The 17,202-nt window shown below is 45.8% G+C and carries 13 protein-coding genes; all 13 read left to right on the top strand.

Going from position 1 to position 17,202, the window contains the following annotated elements; translation table 11 throughout:
• The first annotated feature begins 2 nt into the window (after nt 1-2).
• The 13 genes from NV381_RS17420 to NV381_RS17360 all read left to right on the top strand — a co-directional run bounded on the left by NV381_RS17420 (nt 3) and on the right by NV381_RS17360 (nt 17,166).
• Complete coding sequence (locus NV381_RS17420; protein WP_258214565.1) at nt 3-896, top strand: carbohydrate ABC transporter permease; 894 nt, start codon at nt 3-5, stop codon at nt 894-896.
• Between the two features lie 39 nt (nt 897-935).
• Nucleotides 936-2,552: an extracellular solute-binding protein gene (locus NV381_RS17415; protein WP_258214564.1), complete on the top strand. Its 1,617-nt coding sequence runs from the start codon at nt 936-938 to the stop codon at nt 2,550-2,552.
• Nucleotides 2,553-2,576: 24 nt separating this feature from the next.
• Nucleotides 2,577-3,653: a Gfo/Idh/MocA family protein gene (locus NV381_RS17410; RefSeq protein WP_258214563.1), complete on the top strand. Its 1,077-nt coding sequence runs from the start codon at nt 2,577-2,579 to the stop codon at nt 3,651-3,653.
• 47 nt (nt 3,654-3,700) lie between these two features.
• A complete protein-coding gene (locus tag NV381_RS17405; RefSeq protein ID WP_258214562.1) occupies nt 3,701-4,684 on the top strand; it encodes a Gfo/Idh/MocA family protein in 984 nt (327 codons plus the stop codon).
• Nucleotides 4,677-5,666: a Gfo/Idh/MocA family protein gene (locus NV381_RS17400; protein ID WP_258214561.1), complete on the top strand. Its 990-nt coding sequence runs from the start codon at nt 4,677-4,679 to the stop codon at nt 5,664-5,666. The genes NV381_RS17405 and NV381_RS17400 overlap by 8 nt, the downstream gene beginning before the upstream one ends.
• A gap of 178 nt (nt 5,667-5,844) precedes the next feature.
• Nucleotides 5,845-7,350, top strand: coding sequence for an ABC transporter substrate-binding protein (locus NV381_RS17395; protein WP_258214560.1), 1,506 nt, complete (start codon nt 5,845-5,847; stop codon nt 7,348-7,350).
• Between the two features lie 25 nt (nt 7,351-7,375).
• The gene (locus tag NV381_RS17390) at nt 7,376-8,842 is read left to right on the top strand and encodes a sulfatase-like hydrolase/transferase (protein ID WP_258214559.1); all 1,467 of its coding nucleotides are present in this window, start codon (nt 7,376-7,378) and stop codon (nt 8,840-8,842) included.
• A gap of 191 nt (nt 8,843-9,033) precedes the next feature.
• Nucleotides 9,034-9,972: a carbohydrate ABC transporter permease gene (locus NV381_RS17385; RefSeq protein ID WP_258214558.1), complete on the top strand. Its 939-nt coding sequence runs from the start codon at nt 9,034-9,036 to the stop codon at nt 9,970-9,972.
• A 13-nt stretch (nt 9,973-9,985) separates the two neighbouring features.
• Nucleotides 9,986-10,828 carry a carbohydrate ABC transporter permease gene (locus NV381_RS17380; protein WP_258214557.1) on the top strand — a complete coding sequence of 281 codons (843 nt, stop codon included), beginning with the start codon at nt 9,986-9,988 and terminating at the stop codon, nt 10,826-10,828.
• A 19-nt stretch (nt 10,829-10,847) separates the two neighbouring features.
• A complete protein-coding gene (locus tag NV381_RS17375) occupies nt 10,848-12,677 on the top strand; it encodes a cache domain-containing sensor histidine kinase (RefSeq protein ID WP_258214556.1) in 1,830 nt (609 codons plus the stop codon).
• Nucleotides 12,634-13,428: a response regulator transcription factor gene (locus tag NV381_RS17370; RefSeq protein WP_258214555.1), complete on the top strand. Its 795-nt coding sequence runs from the start codon at nt 12,634-12,636 to the stop codon at nt 13,426-13,428. Before NV381_RS17375 ends, NV381_RS17370 begins: the two co-directional genes overlap by 44 nt.
• Nucleotides 13,429-13,437: 9 nt before the next feature.
• The gene (gene hepB / locus NV381_RS17365; protein ID WP_258214554.1) at nt 13,438-15,645 is read left to right on the top strand and encodes a heparin/heparin-sulfate lyase HepB; all 2,208 of its coding nucleotides are present in this window, start codon (nt 13,438-13,440) and stop codon (nt 15,643-15,645) included.
• A 66-nt stretch (nt 15,646-15,711) separates the two neighbouring features.
• Nucleotides 15,712-17,166 carry a sulfatase gene (locus tag NV381_RS17360; RefSeq protein ID WP_258214553.1) on the top strand — a complete coding sequence of 485 codons (1,455 nt, stop codon included), beginning with the start codon at nt 15,712-15,714 and terminating at the stop codon, nt 17,164-17,166.
• The last annotated feature ends 36 nt before the right edge of the window (nt 17,167-17,202 follow it).

Below are 17,202 nucleotides of genomic sequence, written 5' to 3'. Positions count from 1 at the left end.
TAATGGGACTAGGGGCTAGGGGAAGTTTGGGAGACCGTTGGTTCGACACGATCAATATATGCATATTATCGCTTGTTTTAATAGTTGTGCTTTATCCGCTTATCTATGTAGTAAGCGCTTCAATTAGTAATCCCTTGCTTGTATTGCAAGGCAAGGTTTGGTTATGGCCTAAAGAGCTTTCGTTTGAAGCCTATAAGCGTGTATTTCAAAATGCGGATATTATGGTTGGCTATAGAAATACGATCTTGTATACGGTTGTGGGTACTTGCGTCAATATTGTCATGACCATTGCAGGTGCTTATCCATTATCACGAAGGGACTTTTATGGACGCAATGTTATTATGGCCTTTTTCGTATTCACGATGTTTTTTAGCGGTGGGATTATCCCTACTTATCTGGTCATTAAAAGCTTGGGCATTATTAATACTTTTTGGGTCATGATTTTGCCCGGCGCGGTTTCGGTGTTTAATTTGATTATTATGCGGACTTTTTTCCAAAATACAATCCCTTTAGAGCTGCAGGAATCGGCATTTATGGATGGAAGCACGAACATAAGAATTTTAGTAAGCATCGTTTTGCCTTTGTCCATGCCCATCATTGCCGTGTTGATCTTGTATTACGCAGTGAGTCATTGGAACGCTTTTTTTAACGCATTGATTTATTTGTCGGATCGGCAGCAGTATCCGCTGCAGCTGTTCTTGCGGGAGCTGCTTATCCAAAACCAAATGGATGAAATGATGTCAGGGGATTCGCAATCGATGATAGAACAGCAGAATTTAGCTGAAGGACTCAAGTATGCGATTATTGTAGTTTCTAGCTTGCCTGTTCTGATTTTGTATCCGTTCTTGCAAAAATATTTTGAAAAAGGAATTATGATTGGTGCGATTAAGGGTTAACCATGGTTGTTAATAAACTTATTGAAAGAGGGATGAACAATGAGATTTACACGAAGCTGGGTACCCGCCTCCGTAGCGATCACAATGGCTGTTACCGCTCTGGGAGGTTGCTCTACAACGAATGAAACAAGCCCGAAGAGTAAGGATTCTACAGCTAAAAGCGGCGTTAACGCAACAGGGTTTCCCATTGTGAACGAGCCGATAACGATACAAATGATGGGATCCAAGGCTCCGCTGCATGCGGAATGGAACGACATGTTGATTTTTAAGGAATACGAAAAAATGACGAATGTCAAAGTCGTCTTTGAGGCAGTACCCGATACCGGCTACAAAGAAAAAAGAAATGTTAGAATTGCAAGCGGCGATTATCCGGAAGCATTTTATCGTGCGGCACTTACTCCAGCCGATGAGGTCAATTATGGCTCCCAAGGTATATTAATTCCGCTTAACGATTTGATTGACAAGTACGCACCGAACCTTAAAGCCATCATGGAGAAGCACCCGGATGTAAAGAAAAGCATTACAGCACCTGACGGAAACATTTATTCATTGCCGCAATTAAATGAACAGGTGGCTCCGAGAATAAACAAAAAGTTGTGGATCAATAAGAAGTGGCTCGATAAATTAGGCTTGCCGGTACCGACAACGGTAGAGGAATTTTACAAAACACTTAAAGCCTTTAAAGAAAATGACATGAACGGTAATGGCAAAAACGATGAAATTCCATGGACAGGCGACAAGTCCTTCGATTTGCTGCCCGGTTTAAGAGGGTCATGGGGAATGGGTACAACCGGCAACCGGAAAGGTGTGTATGTGGACGAGGACTCGAATGGAAAGGTTCGTTTTTTCGCAACGGATCCCAAGTACAAGGAAGTGCTTGAGTTCATAGCGCGTTTATTTAAGGAAGGTTTGATGGATAGAGAAGCATTTGCACAGGAGCTGCCTCAATTTAATGCTAAATTAACTCAAGGCTTGGTAGGAGCATTCCATGCAAGCAACGTGAACCAGGCTGGAAATACGTATATGAACGATTATGTACCGGCTCCGGCGTTGAAAGGGCCGTATGGAGACCAGTTGTTTTCTAATGTGGCTCCTTTTACGCAAGGCCAAGGCGCTTTCGCCATTACAAACAAAAATAAACATCCCGAGGCTACTATGCGCTGGGTAGATTATTTCTACAGTGAAGAAGGAAGTAAATTTGTACGGATGGGTATCGAGGGAATCACTTATGAAAAGCTGCCTGACGGCGATATTCAGTACAAGGAGGATATTCGAAGCAATCCCAAACTATCGTTGGACCAAGCTGCAGGACAGTTCTCGACGTGGCCGGGCGGAGGAATTCCGCAGATGGTACTTCAGAAATATGACAAAACAGGGAATACATTTCCAAGCTCTTTGGAAGCAGCAAAGCTGTTAGGTCCTAATACCTCTAAAAATGTTTGGCCAAGCTTTTTGTTTACCAAGGATGAACAGGATCGGTTAAATGCGTTGGAAAGCGATATTGTTACCTTTGTCGAAGAACAGCAATTGAAATTTATAGCCGGTGGGCAACCGTTTGCTAACTGGGATCAGTATGTCAGCTCGATCAATAAAATGGGTGTAAAGGATTTACTGAAAATATATGAGGCTGCTTCCGAGCGCTACAAAAAAAATTAATGATGAAGGGAATGGACAAGAGTCATGAAAAAACTGAAAATCGGCATTATCGGATGTGGAGGCATTGCTGCAAATAAGCATTTACCTCATTTGTCTAAATTTACTGAGGTTGAGCTAAGCGCTTTCAGCGACAGCTTTGCAGAAAAAGCTCAACAGGCAGCTGAGCAATTCGGAACTGCGGATGCGGCTGTTTATACGGATTACAAGCAATTGCTGGCCAATTCGACTATTGATGTGGTCCACGTGTGTACGAGTAATGATAGCCATGCCGAAATTAGTATAGCGGCACTGGAGGCAGGTAAACATGTAATGTGTGAAAAACCGATGGCCATATGTGCAGCAGATGCTGTACGCATGCTGGAGACAGCAAAACGCACAGGGAAGAAATTGACGATTGGCTACAATAATCGCTTCCGCTCAGATAGTCAGCAATTGCATAAAGTTTGCAGAAATGGCGAATTGGGCACTATTTACTTTGCTAAGGCACATGCTATCCGTCGGCGGGGCGTTCCTACCCGTGGGGTGTTCCTGGACAAAGACAAGCAGGGCGGCGGTCCGTTGATTGATATTGGGACGCATGCTTTGGATCTGACCTTGTGGATGATGGATAACTATAAGCCGAAAATGGTAGTCGGCACAGCTTATCATATGTTATCACAAAATAATGAAGCAGCTAGAAACGGGGGATGGGATCCGAAAAGCTTCAAGGTTGAAGATTCGGCATTTGGAATGATTGTTATGGAGAATGGGGCTACCATCATGCTCGAGTCCAGCTGGGCCTTGAATATACGCCAAGAGGGAGCAGCGAAAGTTACCTTATGCGGTACGAAAGGCGGAGCCGATATGAGGGACGGTTTGTGGATCAATGGCGAAGAGAACGGAAAGCTGTACGACAAAGAAATTCTCATGGAGGGCTCTGGTATTCCGTCCTTGGATAAAGTCAGGAGCAAATCGATCGAGCTGGAAATGAGGGTGTGGCTCGACAGCGTGCTATACGATCAAGAGCTTGTCGTCAAACCGGAGCAAGCGTTAGTGGTTTCGCAAATTTTAGAAGCGGTGTATGAATCTGCTGAAACAGGGAAAGCGGTCTACTTCACATAATATGGAAAGTCTGCAGCGCAAGGCGATATAAGGGGAGGAATAGGACGATGAAAGTGGCTTTATTAGGCGGTGGCAGCCTAGGGAATCAGTACGCGCATAGCCTTTGTGAACTTGGCAATATTGAAGTAACGGGAGTCTGTGACGTCCGAGCAGAGGCTGCCAATGAACTGGCAAGCTTATGCCAATCGATTGCTTATGCATCTTATGAGGAAATGATGGCGAACACCGAACCGGATATTGTTTGTGTATGTCTGCCTACCTATGTGCAAAAGGAATATATTCTAAAGGCTATTAACCAAGGCAAGCATGTTATATGCGAAGCGCCTTTAGCCGCTACAACAGCTGAAGCGGAGGACATCATGACGGCGGCGGACGCGAAGGGCGTAAAGATATTTATAGGGGTTGCCGAACGATTCTCGCCGTATTATAGAAATTTAAAGGATAAAATAGCAAAGGGATCGATTGGCAATGTGGGGGTCACACATATCCAGCATTCGGGTCCAAGTCCAAGAGGCTGCGAGAATTGGTATAACGATGAGAGTAAAAGCAAAGGGATCATCCAGAAAAGATTAATCCATGACATCTTCTTGATGCGTTGGGTTTTAGGTGAAGTCAGATCTGTTTATGCTATGCAACGAACGGTATCGGGGATTGATTATGCTGTGGTCACTTTGCGGTTGGAAACAGGTGGGATTGTTAACCTGGCCGCTCATTGGGGAGACCCGGAGCCATATCGCTGCAGAATAGAAGCCGCTGGAAATAAGGGTGTCATTCGTTATGACAGCAGGAATACGAACAGCTTCGAGCTGAAAAAACAGCAAGGCTCCGCCACTACTATCACAGCTGAAAGCCCAATGCTTCATAGTCCTTACTTTTATCAATTGGAGCACTTTCTCGATTGCATAAGGCTCGGTACAGACTCTCAGGTTGCTGTTAAAGATGTGCATCAGGCGCTTCAAATTGCGGAAGCAGCCACTCGTTCGGTATTAACAGGAATGCCTGTACCTTGGGGAGGAATGAATCATGGCTAAATTAAAGGTAGGCATGATCGGGTTTGCTCATACGCATGCAGAAGGCTTTCTGCGTGCGCTGGCCAATCATCCGGAAGTAGAGATTGCCGGAGTCGCAGATGAGAATCGTTCCTATGTGGAACCCTTCGATAAGCTATACCCTTATTTCGAGAACTATAAGGAGCTGTTGGCAACCGATATCGGGGCTGTATTTATTTGTTCGGAGAATGTGCGCCACGCTCGATTGACTATTGACGCCGCTAAAGCCAAAAAACATATTTTTTGTGAAAAACCATTAGGCACCACTGTGGCAGAAATGGAAGATATGGTAGCAGCATGCAAAAAGAACGGGGTTCAGCTAATGACCGCTTTTAATAATCGCTATGTTCAAGCGGTGATTCGGGCGAAGAATGCGGTGGAAAGCGGCGAGATCGGTACTGTCATTGCCGTGAAAGGCACCAATAAAGGAGCATTACCTCGTCGGGAGTGGTTCGTTGACCGAAACTTATCCGGCGGCGGAGCTATGCTGGATCACTCTGTCCATGTGATGGATTTATTCAACTGGATTCTGCAATCGAGAGTTGTTGAGGTGTATGCAGAATCCGATACATTATTCCACGATATTCCGATTGACGATACGGGGATGATTCATTTTAAATATGAAAACGGGGTTATCGGTGTTCTGGATACAAGCTGGTCCAGGGGCAAAGCATTCCCGATGAAAAGGGATTTGACATTGGAAATTATCGGAACAAAAGGAACGATCTATGTAGATGTCAGGAAGCTAAGCAACGAGGTGTACAGCAATTTGAGCGGCAACGCCGAATGGAGCGACTGGGGCGATAATTTAAATAGTCTCATCGTTGGAGACTTTGTTCGTAGTATCAGATCGGGAATACCTGTACCGATTACAGGAGAGGACGGCTTGCGTTCAGCGGTAATCTCCTTTGCCGCATATGAATCTTCGAGGCTGGGCCGACCTGTATTTTTAAGCAACCCATGAAACATTGACAAATTCATATCAAAGATGGTAATTTAGACCCCTTAAGATTTGGACAAGAAATGTTGAATACGTAAAAAATAGACCCCATGATGTAAAGAGAGCCTTCTTTTTGTATGATTTGTTAGCGATTACAATAGATAATGCGGGTATATTGAATCAAACTTAAGGGGGAATCATCTTGAAGCGTTTATCAATGATCGTGGCAATGATGCTTTTGATATTTGCCGTTGCTTTGTCTGGATGCAGCACGTCTGGGGGAGGGGACAAGTCTCAAACATCAGCTAAGAAGGAAGAAGTCACCATTAAGGTAGCAGGGTTCAGCGATTTTTTCAAAGGTGACGATAGTCCAGGAATGAAGGTCGTCAAGGATTTTAACGAGAAAAATAAAGGTCAAATCAATGTAGTAGTCCAGTATATGCCAAGCTCGCAGTATAGCACAGCTATTCAAGCCGCAATTGCTGGCAATGATTTACCTGATATTTTCTTAACACCACAAGGCATGGACTTGCGGCAAATCGTTAAGAATGGTTGGGCCAAGCCTATGGACGAGTATGTGTCCAAAGGATTTAAAGACCGGTTTACGCAAGGGTCCTTTGAAGATGGAGTTAATGTGTTCGACGGGAAAACATACAGCTGGCCGCTTGGAGGACAAAATCTCCGTGCAATGCTTTATTACAACAAAACGGTCATGAAAGATGCAGGACTGGATCCCAACAAGCCGCCCAAAACATGGGATGAATTGAGAGAGATGTCGAAGGTAGTTTCACAGAAGGGAAAAGGCGATGTTTACGGCCTTATTTTTGCAGGCGGAGAAACGACTCCTCTTGATCAGACTGTGATGGGATTGACAGCAGGCTCGATTCCCACTCATGGAGATATTCCGGGCTTTAATTTAAAAACGGGTAAATACATTTTCGATTCGAAGGAATGGATTGATGCTGTAAAGCTTCTTCAAACGATGAAAAAGGACGGATCGATACTACCTTCCTCGTATTCGCTTAAGGCGGCCGAAGCCACTGTCTTTTTCGGGGAAAATAAGGCAGCCTTCTTCATTGATGCACGGTACCGGATGTGGCAAGTAAAAAGAGACGTGCCGAAAGCCGAATTCGATATGGCGCCCGTTCCACAGCAGGATGGTAAGGAAACTTTCTATGGATATACACTTGCAAGCCGTGCAGGGTATATGATTTCGGCTCACTCCAAGCATCCGGAAATTGCCGGAAAGTTTATTGACGAAGCTTTTGCTTCGAAGGAATTTTTTAAGAGCACCCTTCAAAGCGGCGTAAGCATGACGCCAATTGATGAACTAAATAAAGATAAGTCGCTGTATCCGTATCCTGAGTTCAACACCTTTTATAACCTTCATGCCTCAACGATGAGACTCGGCCCGAGTACGACAAAACGGAATCCGAACACGGCTACGGTTATTGCCGAATTGGGTGAAATGCGGCAGTCCAAAGTAAAACCGATTTTCGGTGACTTGCTGATCATGCTCTTGATGGAGGATAAAGGCAACGTCGAGACGACACTAAAGGACTATAACAACAAACTAAATGCAGGTTTACAGGCGGCTATCGACAAGGTGAACAAGAGTGGTGCGAATGTCAGCCTGAACGATTTTACTTTCCCGAATTGGGACCCAGCCAAGGATTATACGGATGATTTGTACAAGGCGTTAAAATAGTTCACTTCGAAAGAGGGTTCAATAGATGAATGTACTGGTAATCATGTCCGATGAACATTCAAATAACGTGATGGGTTGCTCCGGACATCAAGTAGCGAGAACCGCAACACTTGATCGCTTGGCCAAGGAAGGGACTCTATTTACACAATCCTACACCAATTGTCCTGTATGCACTCCGGCAAGGGCGAGCTTTTTTACAGGACGTTATGTTAATGAGCTGGGCACATGGGACAACGCGACTCCTTATGACGGACAAATCAAAGGGATGTCCCAGCATCTTGCGGAGCACGGGCAAACGATGCATAGTATCGGGAAATTAGATCTCCATCCGGATGGTCGTTATGACGGCCTTGAAGCTAGTCGGCCGGGACATCGCAATCGTATTGATGTAGGAGCTTATTTCCGGGAAACCGGAGAGGCGAAGCCCCTGGTAGAGGAAAGATACCAACGCATCGGAATCCGCGAAGGGCTTAGCAACGATCAGCTTGCTCTGGAAGAAACGGTTCAGTGGTTGAAGCAGCGCTCGAAGAAACAGAAGTCGAATCCGGAGAAACCATGGTTTTTGTATGTTGGCTTTTCACATCCTCACTTTCCCTTTTATGTAAAAAAAGATTATTGGGATTACTACGATAACCTTATTAAGGATGTGCCGGAATCTTTAAACAGGCCTTTTACCGAATTGAACGAACCGCTTCATGCACTTCGGCATTATTTCAGGTCGGATGTGGTGGATGAAGAGACGATTAGGCGTATGCATGTAGGCTATTATGCGCTCACGAATGAGTTGGATGACAATATTGGAACGATCATTCGTTCATTGGAGGAAGAAGATCTGTACGATGATACGCTGATCATTTATACAAGCGATCATGGGGAGCAGCTCGGACGGCATGGTCTATGGTTTAAGTGCAGCATGTATCAGGAAACCTCGAATGTACCGTTAATCGTTAAAGGCCCGAATGTAAGGCAAGGGAACCGGGTAGATCATCCGGTGTCTCTGGTGGACATCTTTCCTACAGTTTGTGATGCGCTCAGCATCCCGCTTCCTGAAGATGTACCGGGCAGGTCGCTGTTAAAGCTGGCAGGCGGAGAAACAGATGAATCCCGCAACGACTTTGTGTTTAGTGAGTACCATGCACATGGTATGCCGGTTGGAATGTATATGATCCGTTGGAGCAAATGGAAATATATCTATTTCACAGGCGGAGTTCAAGCGCAGCTGTTCGATCTTGAGCAGGACCCGGAAGAAATGAAGGATCTGGCAGCTGACCTCGAGTCTTCCCCATTTATTCAGGATGTGCTGATGGAAGGTGAAAAAAGGTTGAGAAGCGTATGTGATCCCGAGGAGACGGAGGAAAGAGCCAAGGCTTTTCAAGCTAAAATCAAACAGGAGCTGGGTCTGGAATCCTTTAATGTAGGGGATCCGGCTTCGAGCGGTTATGTAGATAAGAAGTTTAAAGTTCCGCATCCGGAATATAAAATGATTAAATAGCTGTACCCAATAAGGCAGTCGCTACCAGTAGGACTGCCTCTTTATTTCAGCTTGCTTTTAGCCGGCTGCAAAGAATTGCTTTTAATTGCGTTTAGAAAAGTAAAAATAAACCCCCTCCATGTAAAGAGAGACTGCCTTAAACATACAGCTGACAGCGGTTACAATAAAGATATAATCAGGAGGGGATGCACATGAAAGGAAACAAACCAAATGCCGGGAAAATAAGCAAAAATCGTAGAAAAAAACTTATCTATTGCTATATTTTTATTTTACCGCAGTTGGCGCTTTTTCTCGCTTTCACCATTTATCCGATCATTATGAGTTATGTGTACAGCTTTTTTAATTGGAGCGGGTATGGTTCACTGAGCAACTTCATTGGACTTGAAAACTACGCAGAAACGATCTCCGATCCATTTTTTTGGAATGCATTCAAGAACAGCTTTATCTTCATGTTTTTCGTTGTGCTGGTTCAGGTACCGCTGGCACTTCTAATAGCGATTCTTTTGAATTCATCCTGGCTAAAGGGGGCAACCGTATACAGGACCATTTATTTCCTGCCGGTCGTGACGACGACAGCGGTTATCGGGATCGTTATGCGATTTATATTCGGCGCTTATAAGGGACTTATTAATGAAATGCTGCTTGCAGTGGGCATATTGGATAAGCCCGTTGATTGGTTAGGCTCAATGGATACAGCTATGATGATTATAATATTGGTGGGGATATGGAAAACGTTTGGAATGAAGATGGTATATTGGTTGGCTGCCCTCCAATCACTTCCGAAAGAGCTATTCGAGGCGGCCAAAGTTGACGGAGCCAACTGGCTGCAAACCTTCCGTTATGTTATGTTTCCACTGCTGCTGCCTGTGGGCAGCGTAATTTTGCTGCTATCCTCGGTTAATGCCCTGCATGTCTTCGATCTTGTGAAATCAATGACGAACGGAGGACCTGCCTTTCACACGGATATGGTTGACTTGTACATTTACCGTTATGCTTTCGAGGGCGGAGGCATGCCAAGAGCAGGATTTGCATCTGCTGCGGGTGTTGTATACGGCTTCGCGATCCTGTTCGTATCCTTGATATTGGGGATCGTGGTCAAAAAAACAGGCGGCAAACAATCTTCGCATTAGGGAGGACTACAAAATGGTATTATCCAGACAGGTCAAAAATATAGCACGTTGGAGCGTTCATCTGGTATTAATAGCTTTCGGAATTATATGGATCTATCCGTTTGTTTGGATGATTTCCTCTTCATTCAAGACGAATTCGGAATACATATCGAAGGGCTACAGCTTTCTTCCGGAGAAATTTCAATTTGCCAATTATGCGCGGGCTTGGGAAACCGCTAATTTTTCCACGTATTTTGTCAATACGGTCCTTGTTTCCGTGTTCGTTGTAGCGATTGTTGTAGCGGTGTGCGCTATGACCGGTTATGTCTTAGGCCGCTACCGGTTTCCGGGCAGAATGTTGTTTATGTCCGTAATAACAGCTACCCTATTTATGCCAAAAGGGTATACAATTATCCCTATATATTTTCTTATAAACACATTGGGTCTTAACAACACCCTTGCCGGCGTTATTTTGGCGGAGGTTGGGGGAGCTCATGTATTGTTCATCCTGTTGTTCACCGCCCATTTTAGTGGAATACCTAAGGAGCTGGAAGAGGCTGCGGAGATGGACGGCAGCGGATTTATCCGTACGTTCGTGCAAATTATGATGCCGCTCTCGAAGCCGATTTTGGCAACGACCTGCATTTTGCAATTTATGTGGTCCTGGAATTCATTTTTGTTACCGCTCATATTCACATTAAGTAAACCAGAGCTGCGTACACTCGGTGTCGGAATGTACCAATTTGTAGGCGAACATAGTGTAGACTGGACAGGGATGGCGGCTGCCGCCAGTATCTCTCTACTACCAATCATCGCTATTTTCATTGCCTTTCAGCGTTATTTCGTGGAAGGGGTTGCTGGCTCTGTGAAAGGCTAAACGTTGGGGGAAGAAATTAATGAATACGCACAATGGCATAACCGGACTATTTCGCAACATGAACATGAAGAACAAGCTGTTGATCGTCTTTTTCCTGATCGGGCTATTACCGATTCTGTTTTTTGCGCTTATTTTTTACCGTGATTCTACGAAAGCATTTGAAGTAGAGCTGAGTAAATATACAGTAGAAATCGCCAAACAGGTAGGAGAACGATTAGACTCCTTCGTACAGGAAATGGAAAGAGTTGGTAACATTGTGCGTTTCGATCCCGATGTACAAACCATTCTTCACGACTCGCAGGATCCCACGGAGCCAGCGCTCGTTTACTCTATCCGCAGCACCAGAGACTTATTTGATAATATCGGTAATTTAAGAAGTCATTTGAAAGGAATTTTTCTTATCACCGACTCAGGTTTACTCGTATATAACGGAGCGGGGGAAGTGGCCAAACGGAATTATTCGTTCGAGCAGGATGACTGGTATTGGCAAATCAAACAAAAGGAATTGTTTCACCTGAATCCTGTACATCCTCAAACTTATTTAAAAGATGAACCGGTCGTAACGTTCTCCGCAAGGCTGATGGATAATCGCGAGTTTCGTACCAAAGGGACACTGCTGTTTGACTTTTCTCCAAAGATCATTCGCGAGATGAGCGAAACGATCCAGTTGGGAAGCACAGGGTATGTTTTTATGATGACAGAAGACGGAAGGTACGTTATACCAACGGAGCAATCGCTATCCTGGCTGCAGGAAGACAATCGGCTGCAATTTTTCCAAGGGAAAACATCGGGTCATTTCCAGATGAAGATCGATGGACAGATGATGCTCGTTGGATTTTACACCTCCTCTCAAACAGGCTGGAAAATAGTCGGTGTCGTCCCGTTCAGCGAGCTAGCTACGGAAATGCAAAGCATTCGCGTGGGGATCGTGCTCGTAGGCTTGGCTGCAATCATTGTAATCTTTATTCTTTCTACCGCACTTAGTCGAATGATCACTCGTCCGTTAAAGGATTTGGAGCAGAACATGAGGGTGGTGGAGAAAGGTGATTTCAATGTTTCTCTAACCTTGAGAAGCCATGATGAGATTGGACGGCTTAGCAATCAGTTCAACCGTATGGTTGCTGAGTTGAATCGGATGAAGGATGAAGTCTATATGGCCGAAGTGCGGGAATACAGACATCAGCTGCTTCGCAAAAATTCTGAAATGAAGGCGCTGCAAGCTCAAATCAATCCGCATTTTCTTTACAATACGTTAAACGTTATTGTTTGCATCGCAGAGGTCTATGACGTTGATGATATCGTCTCCGTCAGTCAGGCGCTGTCGCATATGTTCAAATATAGTATTAGCGGCTCCTCCATAACGACGATGGAAGAAGAAATCGATCATTTGAATGCTTATCTGAGCATTGTACAGGTTCGTTTTCCGAATAAGTTTACTGTGCGTGTACATGTCGATCCTGAGCTGCTTCCTAACAAGATATTGAAATTAATCTGTCAGCCCATTGTGGAAAACTCTGTAACCCATGCTTTTCAAGGAAGGGAGGGAATCGGGGAAATCTCCATAGCTGTAAGAAATGAAGGCGGAGATATCGTATTTCGTTTTGAGGATAACGGGATTGGAATCGATGAGTACCGACTGCGTGAAATTCACGCACAGCTCCAGGAGGATGAGCCGAATTTCCTTGATCCGAACGAGCATATCGGGCTGGTCAATGTACGGTTGAGATTACAGATGTATTACCGGGAAAAATTCAGTATGAACATATGGAGCCGTATAAACGAAGGAACCTGTGTGGAGATGAGAATTGCGGGAGGGATTGACACTGTACAATACGTTGGTCGTGGATGACGAATTTTGGATGCTGGAAGGGTTAAAGAAGGTAATTAAGCGGGATTGCCCCGATTATACGGTAACGGCGGTGGCCAGAGACGGCTTGCAGGCAATCACTCATCTGGAGAAAGAAAAGATCGATCTTGTCATAACGGATATTCTCATGCCGGGTATGGATGGCTTGCAACTGCTGCAGGAAATAAGAAAGAGGGGCTGGAAGATTCCGGTCTTGATCGTTTCGGCGCATAGCGAATTTGATTATGCGAAGCAAGCGATACATTACGGCGCATTTGATTATATTTTAAAACCATTGAACCGGACTCAAATTATATCTGCATTGGAGCGGGCAAAGACAGTTATGCCGCCTTCCTCCAAGGGACGTGTTGACGTATTGAATACGGTACCGGTTACCTCAACACAGGGGAAAGATTTAATTGAGAACATTCGGCAATCGGTTTGTGAGTCGTTTATGAAGGATTTGTCTATTGTCGATTTTTCCGAGCAGATGGGCTATAACGCTTCTTACTTGAGCCGATTGTTTAAGCAGGAAACAGGCAAAGGATTTGTGCAGTTTTTGACTGAGCAGCGAATGGAAGCGGCGATACAAATGATTAAAAGCGGCAAACTGAGCATTACCGATATCGCTAAACAAATAGGATATGCGGATTATAAGCACTTTCGCAAGGTCTTCAAGCAGTACACAGGAATGTCTCCTAAAATATACCAAAATCATGAAGGCGAGCATTTAGATGAAATTGAGGAAGGATGAGAATCGGCTATGTGGGAAAAACCTCCGGTGAGACCTCCGGCAGAAAGACCCCGGCTGCTGCTGCGAGCTGCAGACAGAGCGATGCTTCAAGAAAGAATGAACCATCCGGATATGTCTCAGCTGGTGGAACGGCTGCATGATTTTGCGGATTTCGAAGTGATTGGACCCGAAGCGTGGGATTCCCCTGACACTGCGTTTATATTGGAAGCGAATGCATTGCTGTATATCCTTAACGAACAGGTGGAAGCGGGCCGTAAAGCAAAGGCATTGGCCATGTCGAGCATTACAAGGAAATTCAACGCAAGGTATCAGGATATTTCCCGTGAGATAGGACGCCTGATGCTGGCGGGGGCTGTCGTGTATGACTGGTGCTACGACCTGTTTACTGAGCAGGAACGAAACCATATGATCACACATTTCAAGCGGCTGGCCTCATTATTGGAATGCGGATATCCTCCGACTCATGAAGGTGCATTTGTCGGCCATACAAGCGAGCTGATGCTCATGCGCGACCTGATCGGCACGGGTATCGCCATTTACGATGAAGATCCGGAAATGTACGATCTGGCCGCAGGCCGCTTTTTCGCTGAATTCGTACCCGCCCGTAACTTTTTCTACCCTTCCGGCTGGCATCACCAAGGTGACAATTACGGAAGCTTCAGATACCAGTCTGAATTATACGCGACTTGGCTTTTTGCGAGAATGGGACATGATTGTGTGTTCGACCCTGCACAAGAAAGAATCGGCTACCAATGGATATATACCCGACGTCCGGACGGCAAGCTACTCCGGGATGGCGACACGGATAATCCGCTATATGAGGAGAATCAGTACATTCGATTGTTTCCGCTTGTGTACTTGATGGCAGGAAATTATTACCGCAACGGTTATTTTCTCGATCAACAATATAGGGAGCATCCGGATATACCGGACGCGTATGTATTCTTTGCATTTCTGTTTCATGATCCGAAGCTATCGCGTAAACCGCATCATGACCTTCCACTCACCCGATATTTCGCGGAGCCGGCAGGAATTATGATCGCCCGGACGGGCTGGGATGAAGGGATCGACAAGCAATCCTCCACGGTAGTGGCCGAAATGAAGATTGGGATGTATCAGTACAATAACCATCAGCATTTGGATGCGGGGACGTTTCAAATTTACTATAAAGGCTATTTGGCGATTGATTCGGGTATTTATAAAGGTTCTTCAGGTAAATATCACTCACCGCATAACAAATATTATTTCAAGCGAACAATCGCTCACAACGCGATGCTCGTCTACGATCCGAAGGAGCTGGAGCATTATCCATCTATTCGTGACGGCGGCCTGACATGGCCGAATGTCAATGATGGCGGACAGCGCTGGCCGAACAATGGAAGACCGCCAAAATTGCTGAAGGAGCTGCTGAGCGGGGAGTTTCAGAGGGGTGAGGTGCTGGCTCATGCTGCAGGACCGGATGAAGCGACACCGGATTTCTCTTACTTAAAAGGGGACATTACCGCTGCCTATTCAAGCAAAGTGAGCAAGCATACCCGTTCATTCGTTTTTTTGAATTTGAAGAAGCCGGGGATTCCTGCTGTGTTCATCGTTTACGATTACATCGTTTCTTCTGAACCGGACTTTGTTAAATCATGGCTGCTCCACAGCATTGAAGAACCCGTCGTTCAGGGCAGCAGGTCTCTTATATCGCGTGTAGAAGAGGGCTACGGGGGAGAGCTTGCAGTCGATACCTTGCTGCCTGAACAAGCTGTGATCCGAAAGGTCGGAGGACAGGGACAGGAATTCCTCGTATCCGGTACGAACTTTTCCAATGACAACTCAGAGACCGTGGAGCAGGGGGCATGGCGAATCGAGGTTCAGCCTGAGCAAGCGGCTCGCGAGGATCGTTTCCTCCATGCGATACAAATCAAAGATCATGATGGAGTGGAAGCGCCGGCTGCCGTTCGGATAAATTGCGGGAACATGACAGGGGTGCAGGTTCAAGGCTGGCTTGTTTTATTCAGCAGCGATGGCAGCCGGATTGGCGGGACGGTATGCATACCGGCTGCTCAATCTGACGGACCGGCAAGGGTGTTGGTTACGGATTTGGAGGATGGCGTATGGCAGTTGCATACAGAGGCGAAAACGGATGGAGCGTCATTGCAAACAGACAATGGCACACTGGATTTGCAAGGAATTAGCGGCAGCATCCGATTAACTAGACAGTTGGATTGAATGTAATGACAATTACGTATCATCGACAATGGCATTTATTTGAATCCATTAAGGAGCGTGTAACTTATGTCCGGTATCCGTAAACCGAATGTAGTCATCATTATGGCAGATCAGCTGCGATATGATGTTGTAAATGAAACGTATACTCCGAATATATATCGTCTGCAGCAAGAAAGTGTCGTATTGGATCGGGCTTACTGTGCCTCGCCGCTGTGCGTACCGGCGAGAGGAAGCTTCTTCTCCGGAACGTATCCGAATGTGAACGGTTCATTGATCAACCCATGGGAGCCGAAGGAAGCGGAGCATGGAAAAGTCCGTCCGGGGACAACGAACCTGTACCAGCTGATGGAGGAGGAATGGGATAGCTGGCATACCGGAAAACAGCATTTTTACATGGATGACATTCAAGCTAGCACCAGCAAGACACATTGGCATACGCTGGAGGGCAATTACGATGCTTATCTGAAGGCGCACGGAAAGCGGCATCCCGGCGGTCCTTCCTTCAAGGGTGGGGTCCCGGAAATGGCATTTGGCAAAGTGACTCGGCGCAAACGGTATTCCATACCCAAGACCGGCTGCTTTGAGGAAGGCTTGGACTTTTTTTACGACGGATATATCACCCGTACGACGATAGACGCTATCCGTGGGCGTGATCCCAACAAGCCGCTGCTGGTCAATGCGATGTTCGTTGCCCCGCATCCACCGCTTGATATTCCCGAGCCATGGTACTCGATGTACAAGGACGCCGAGCTTCCTGAGAATGTGGGTCAATGGGCGAAAAGCCAGTCTCCGCTTCAATTGTACAATTTGCCCGGGATCATAGGCGGAAGGTACAGCAGAGAGGATTGGCAGCGTATTTGGCCTGTATATCTGGGCTTGGTTACACTGCTGGATCATTGTGTCGGCCAAATAGTAGATGAATTAAAGCAGCAGGGCATTTATGACGATACCCTTCTTGTTTTTACAAGCGATCATGGGGAAATGCTCGGTTCGCATTGTTTATATCAAAAAATGTGTATGTATGAGGAATCGGTAAAAACTCCGCTGCTATTCAAATTTCCTGCTCATGAGGGGGTGGAGCCGAAGCGTCTGGAAGAACCGGTTAGTGCAGTGGATGTACTTCCAACGTTATGTGATTATTTGGAGATAGCGGAGGGAGAGACGGCATTTTCCGGAGTTTCTTTGCTGAAGGCGATGCAGGGAGAGCCGATCGGGCAGCGTGATTTATATATTCAGTTTGACGGGAACGGCTCCCGCAGTAACTTTCAAAGAAGTGTATTGCGCGGGGATTATAAATTAATAGTAGATTTGTTTAAGGATGAGCTGTTCCTTGAGCTGTACGACGTCGTCCACGATCCACAGGAGCAAATAAATCTGGCATTCGGAGAGCCGTACCGTGAACGGATTGAAGGTATGCTGTCCAGTCTGCGGCGGCATATGAAGGATACGAACGATTTGCTGAATTTATCTGATGATGCGTATGAACAATTTATTGAAATGTACGCCAGCTTTCACGCATAAACCGTATAAACAGGGCTGATTGAGAGGAGCATCGCG

This window comes from Paenibacillus radicis (ex Xue et al. 2023), assembly GCF_024722015.1.
Classification (GTDB): domain Bacteria; phylum Bacillota; class Bacilli; order Paenibacillales; family NBRC-103111; genus Paenibacillus_S.
This window is presented reverse-complemented; position numbering and strand designations above follow the sequence as displayed.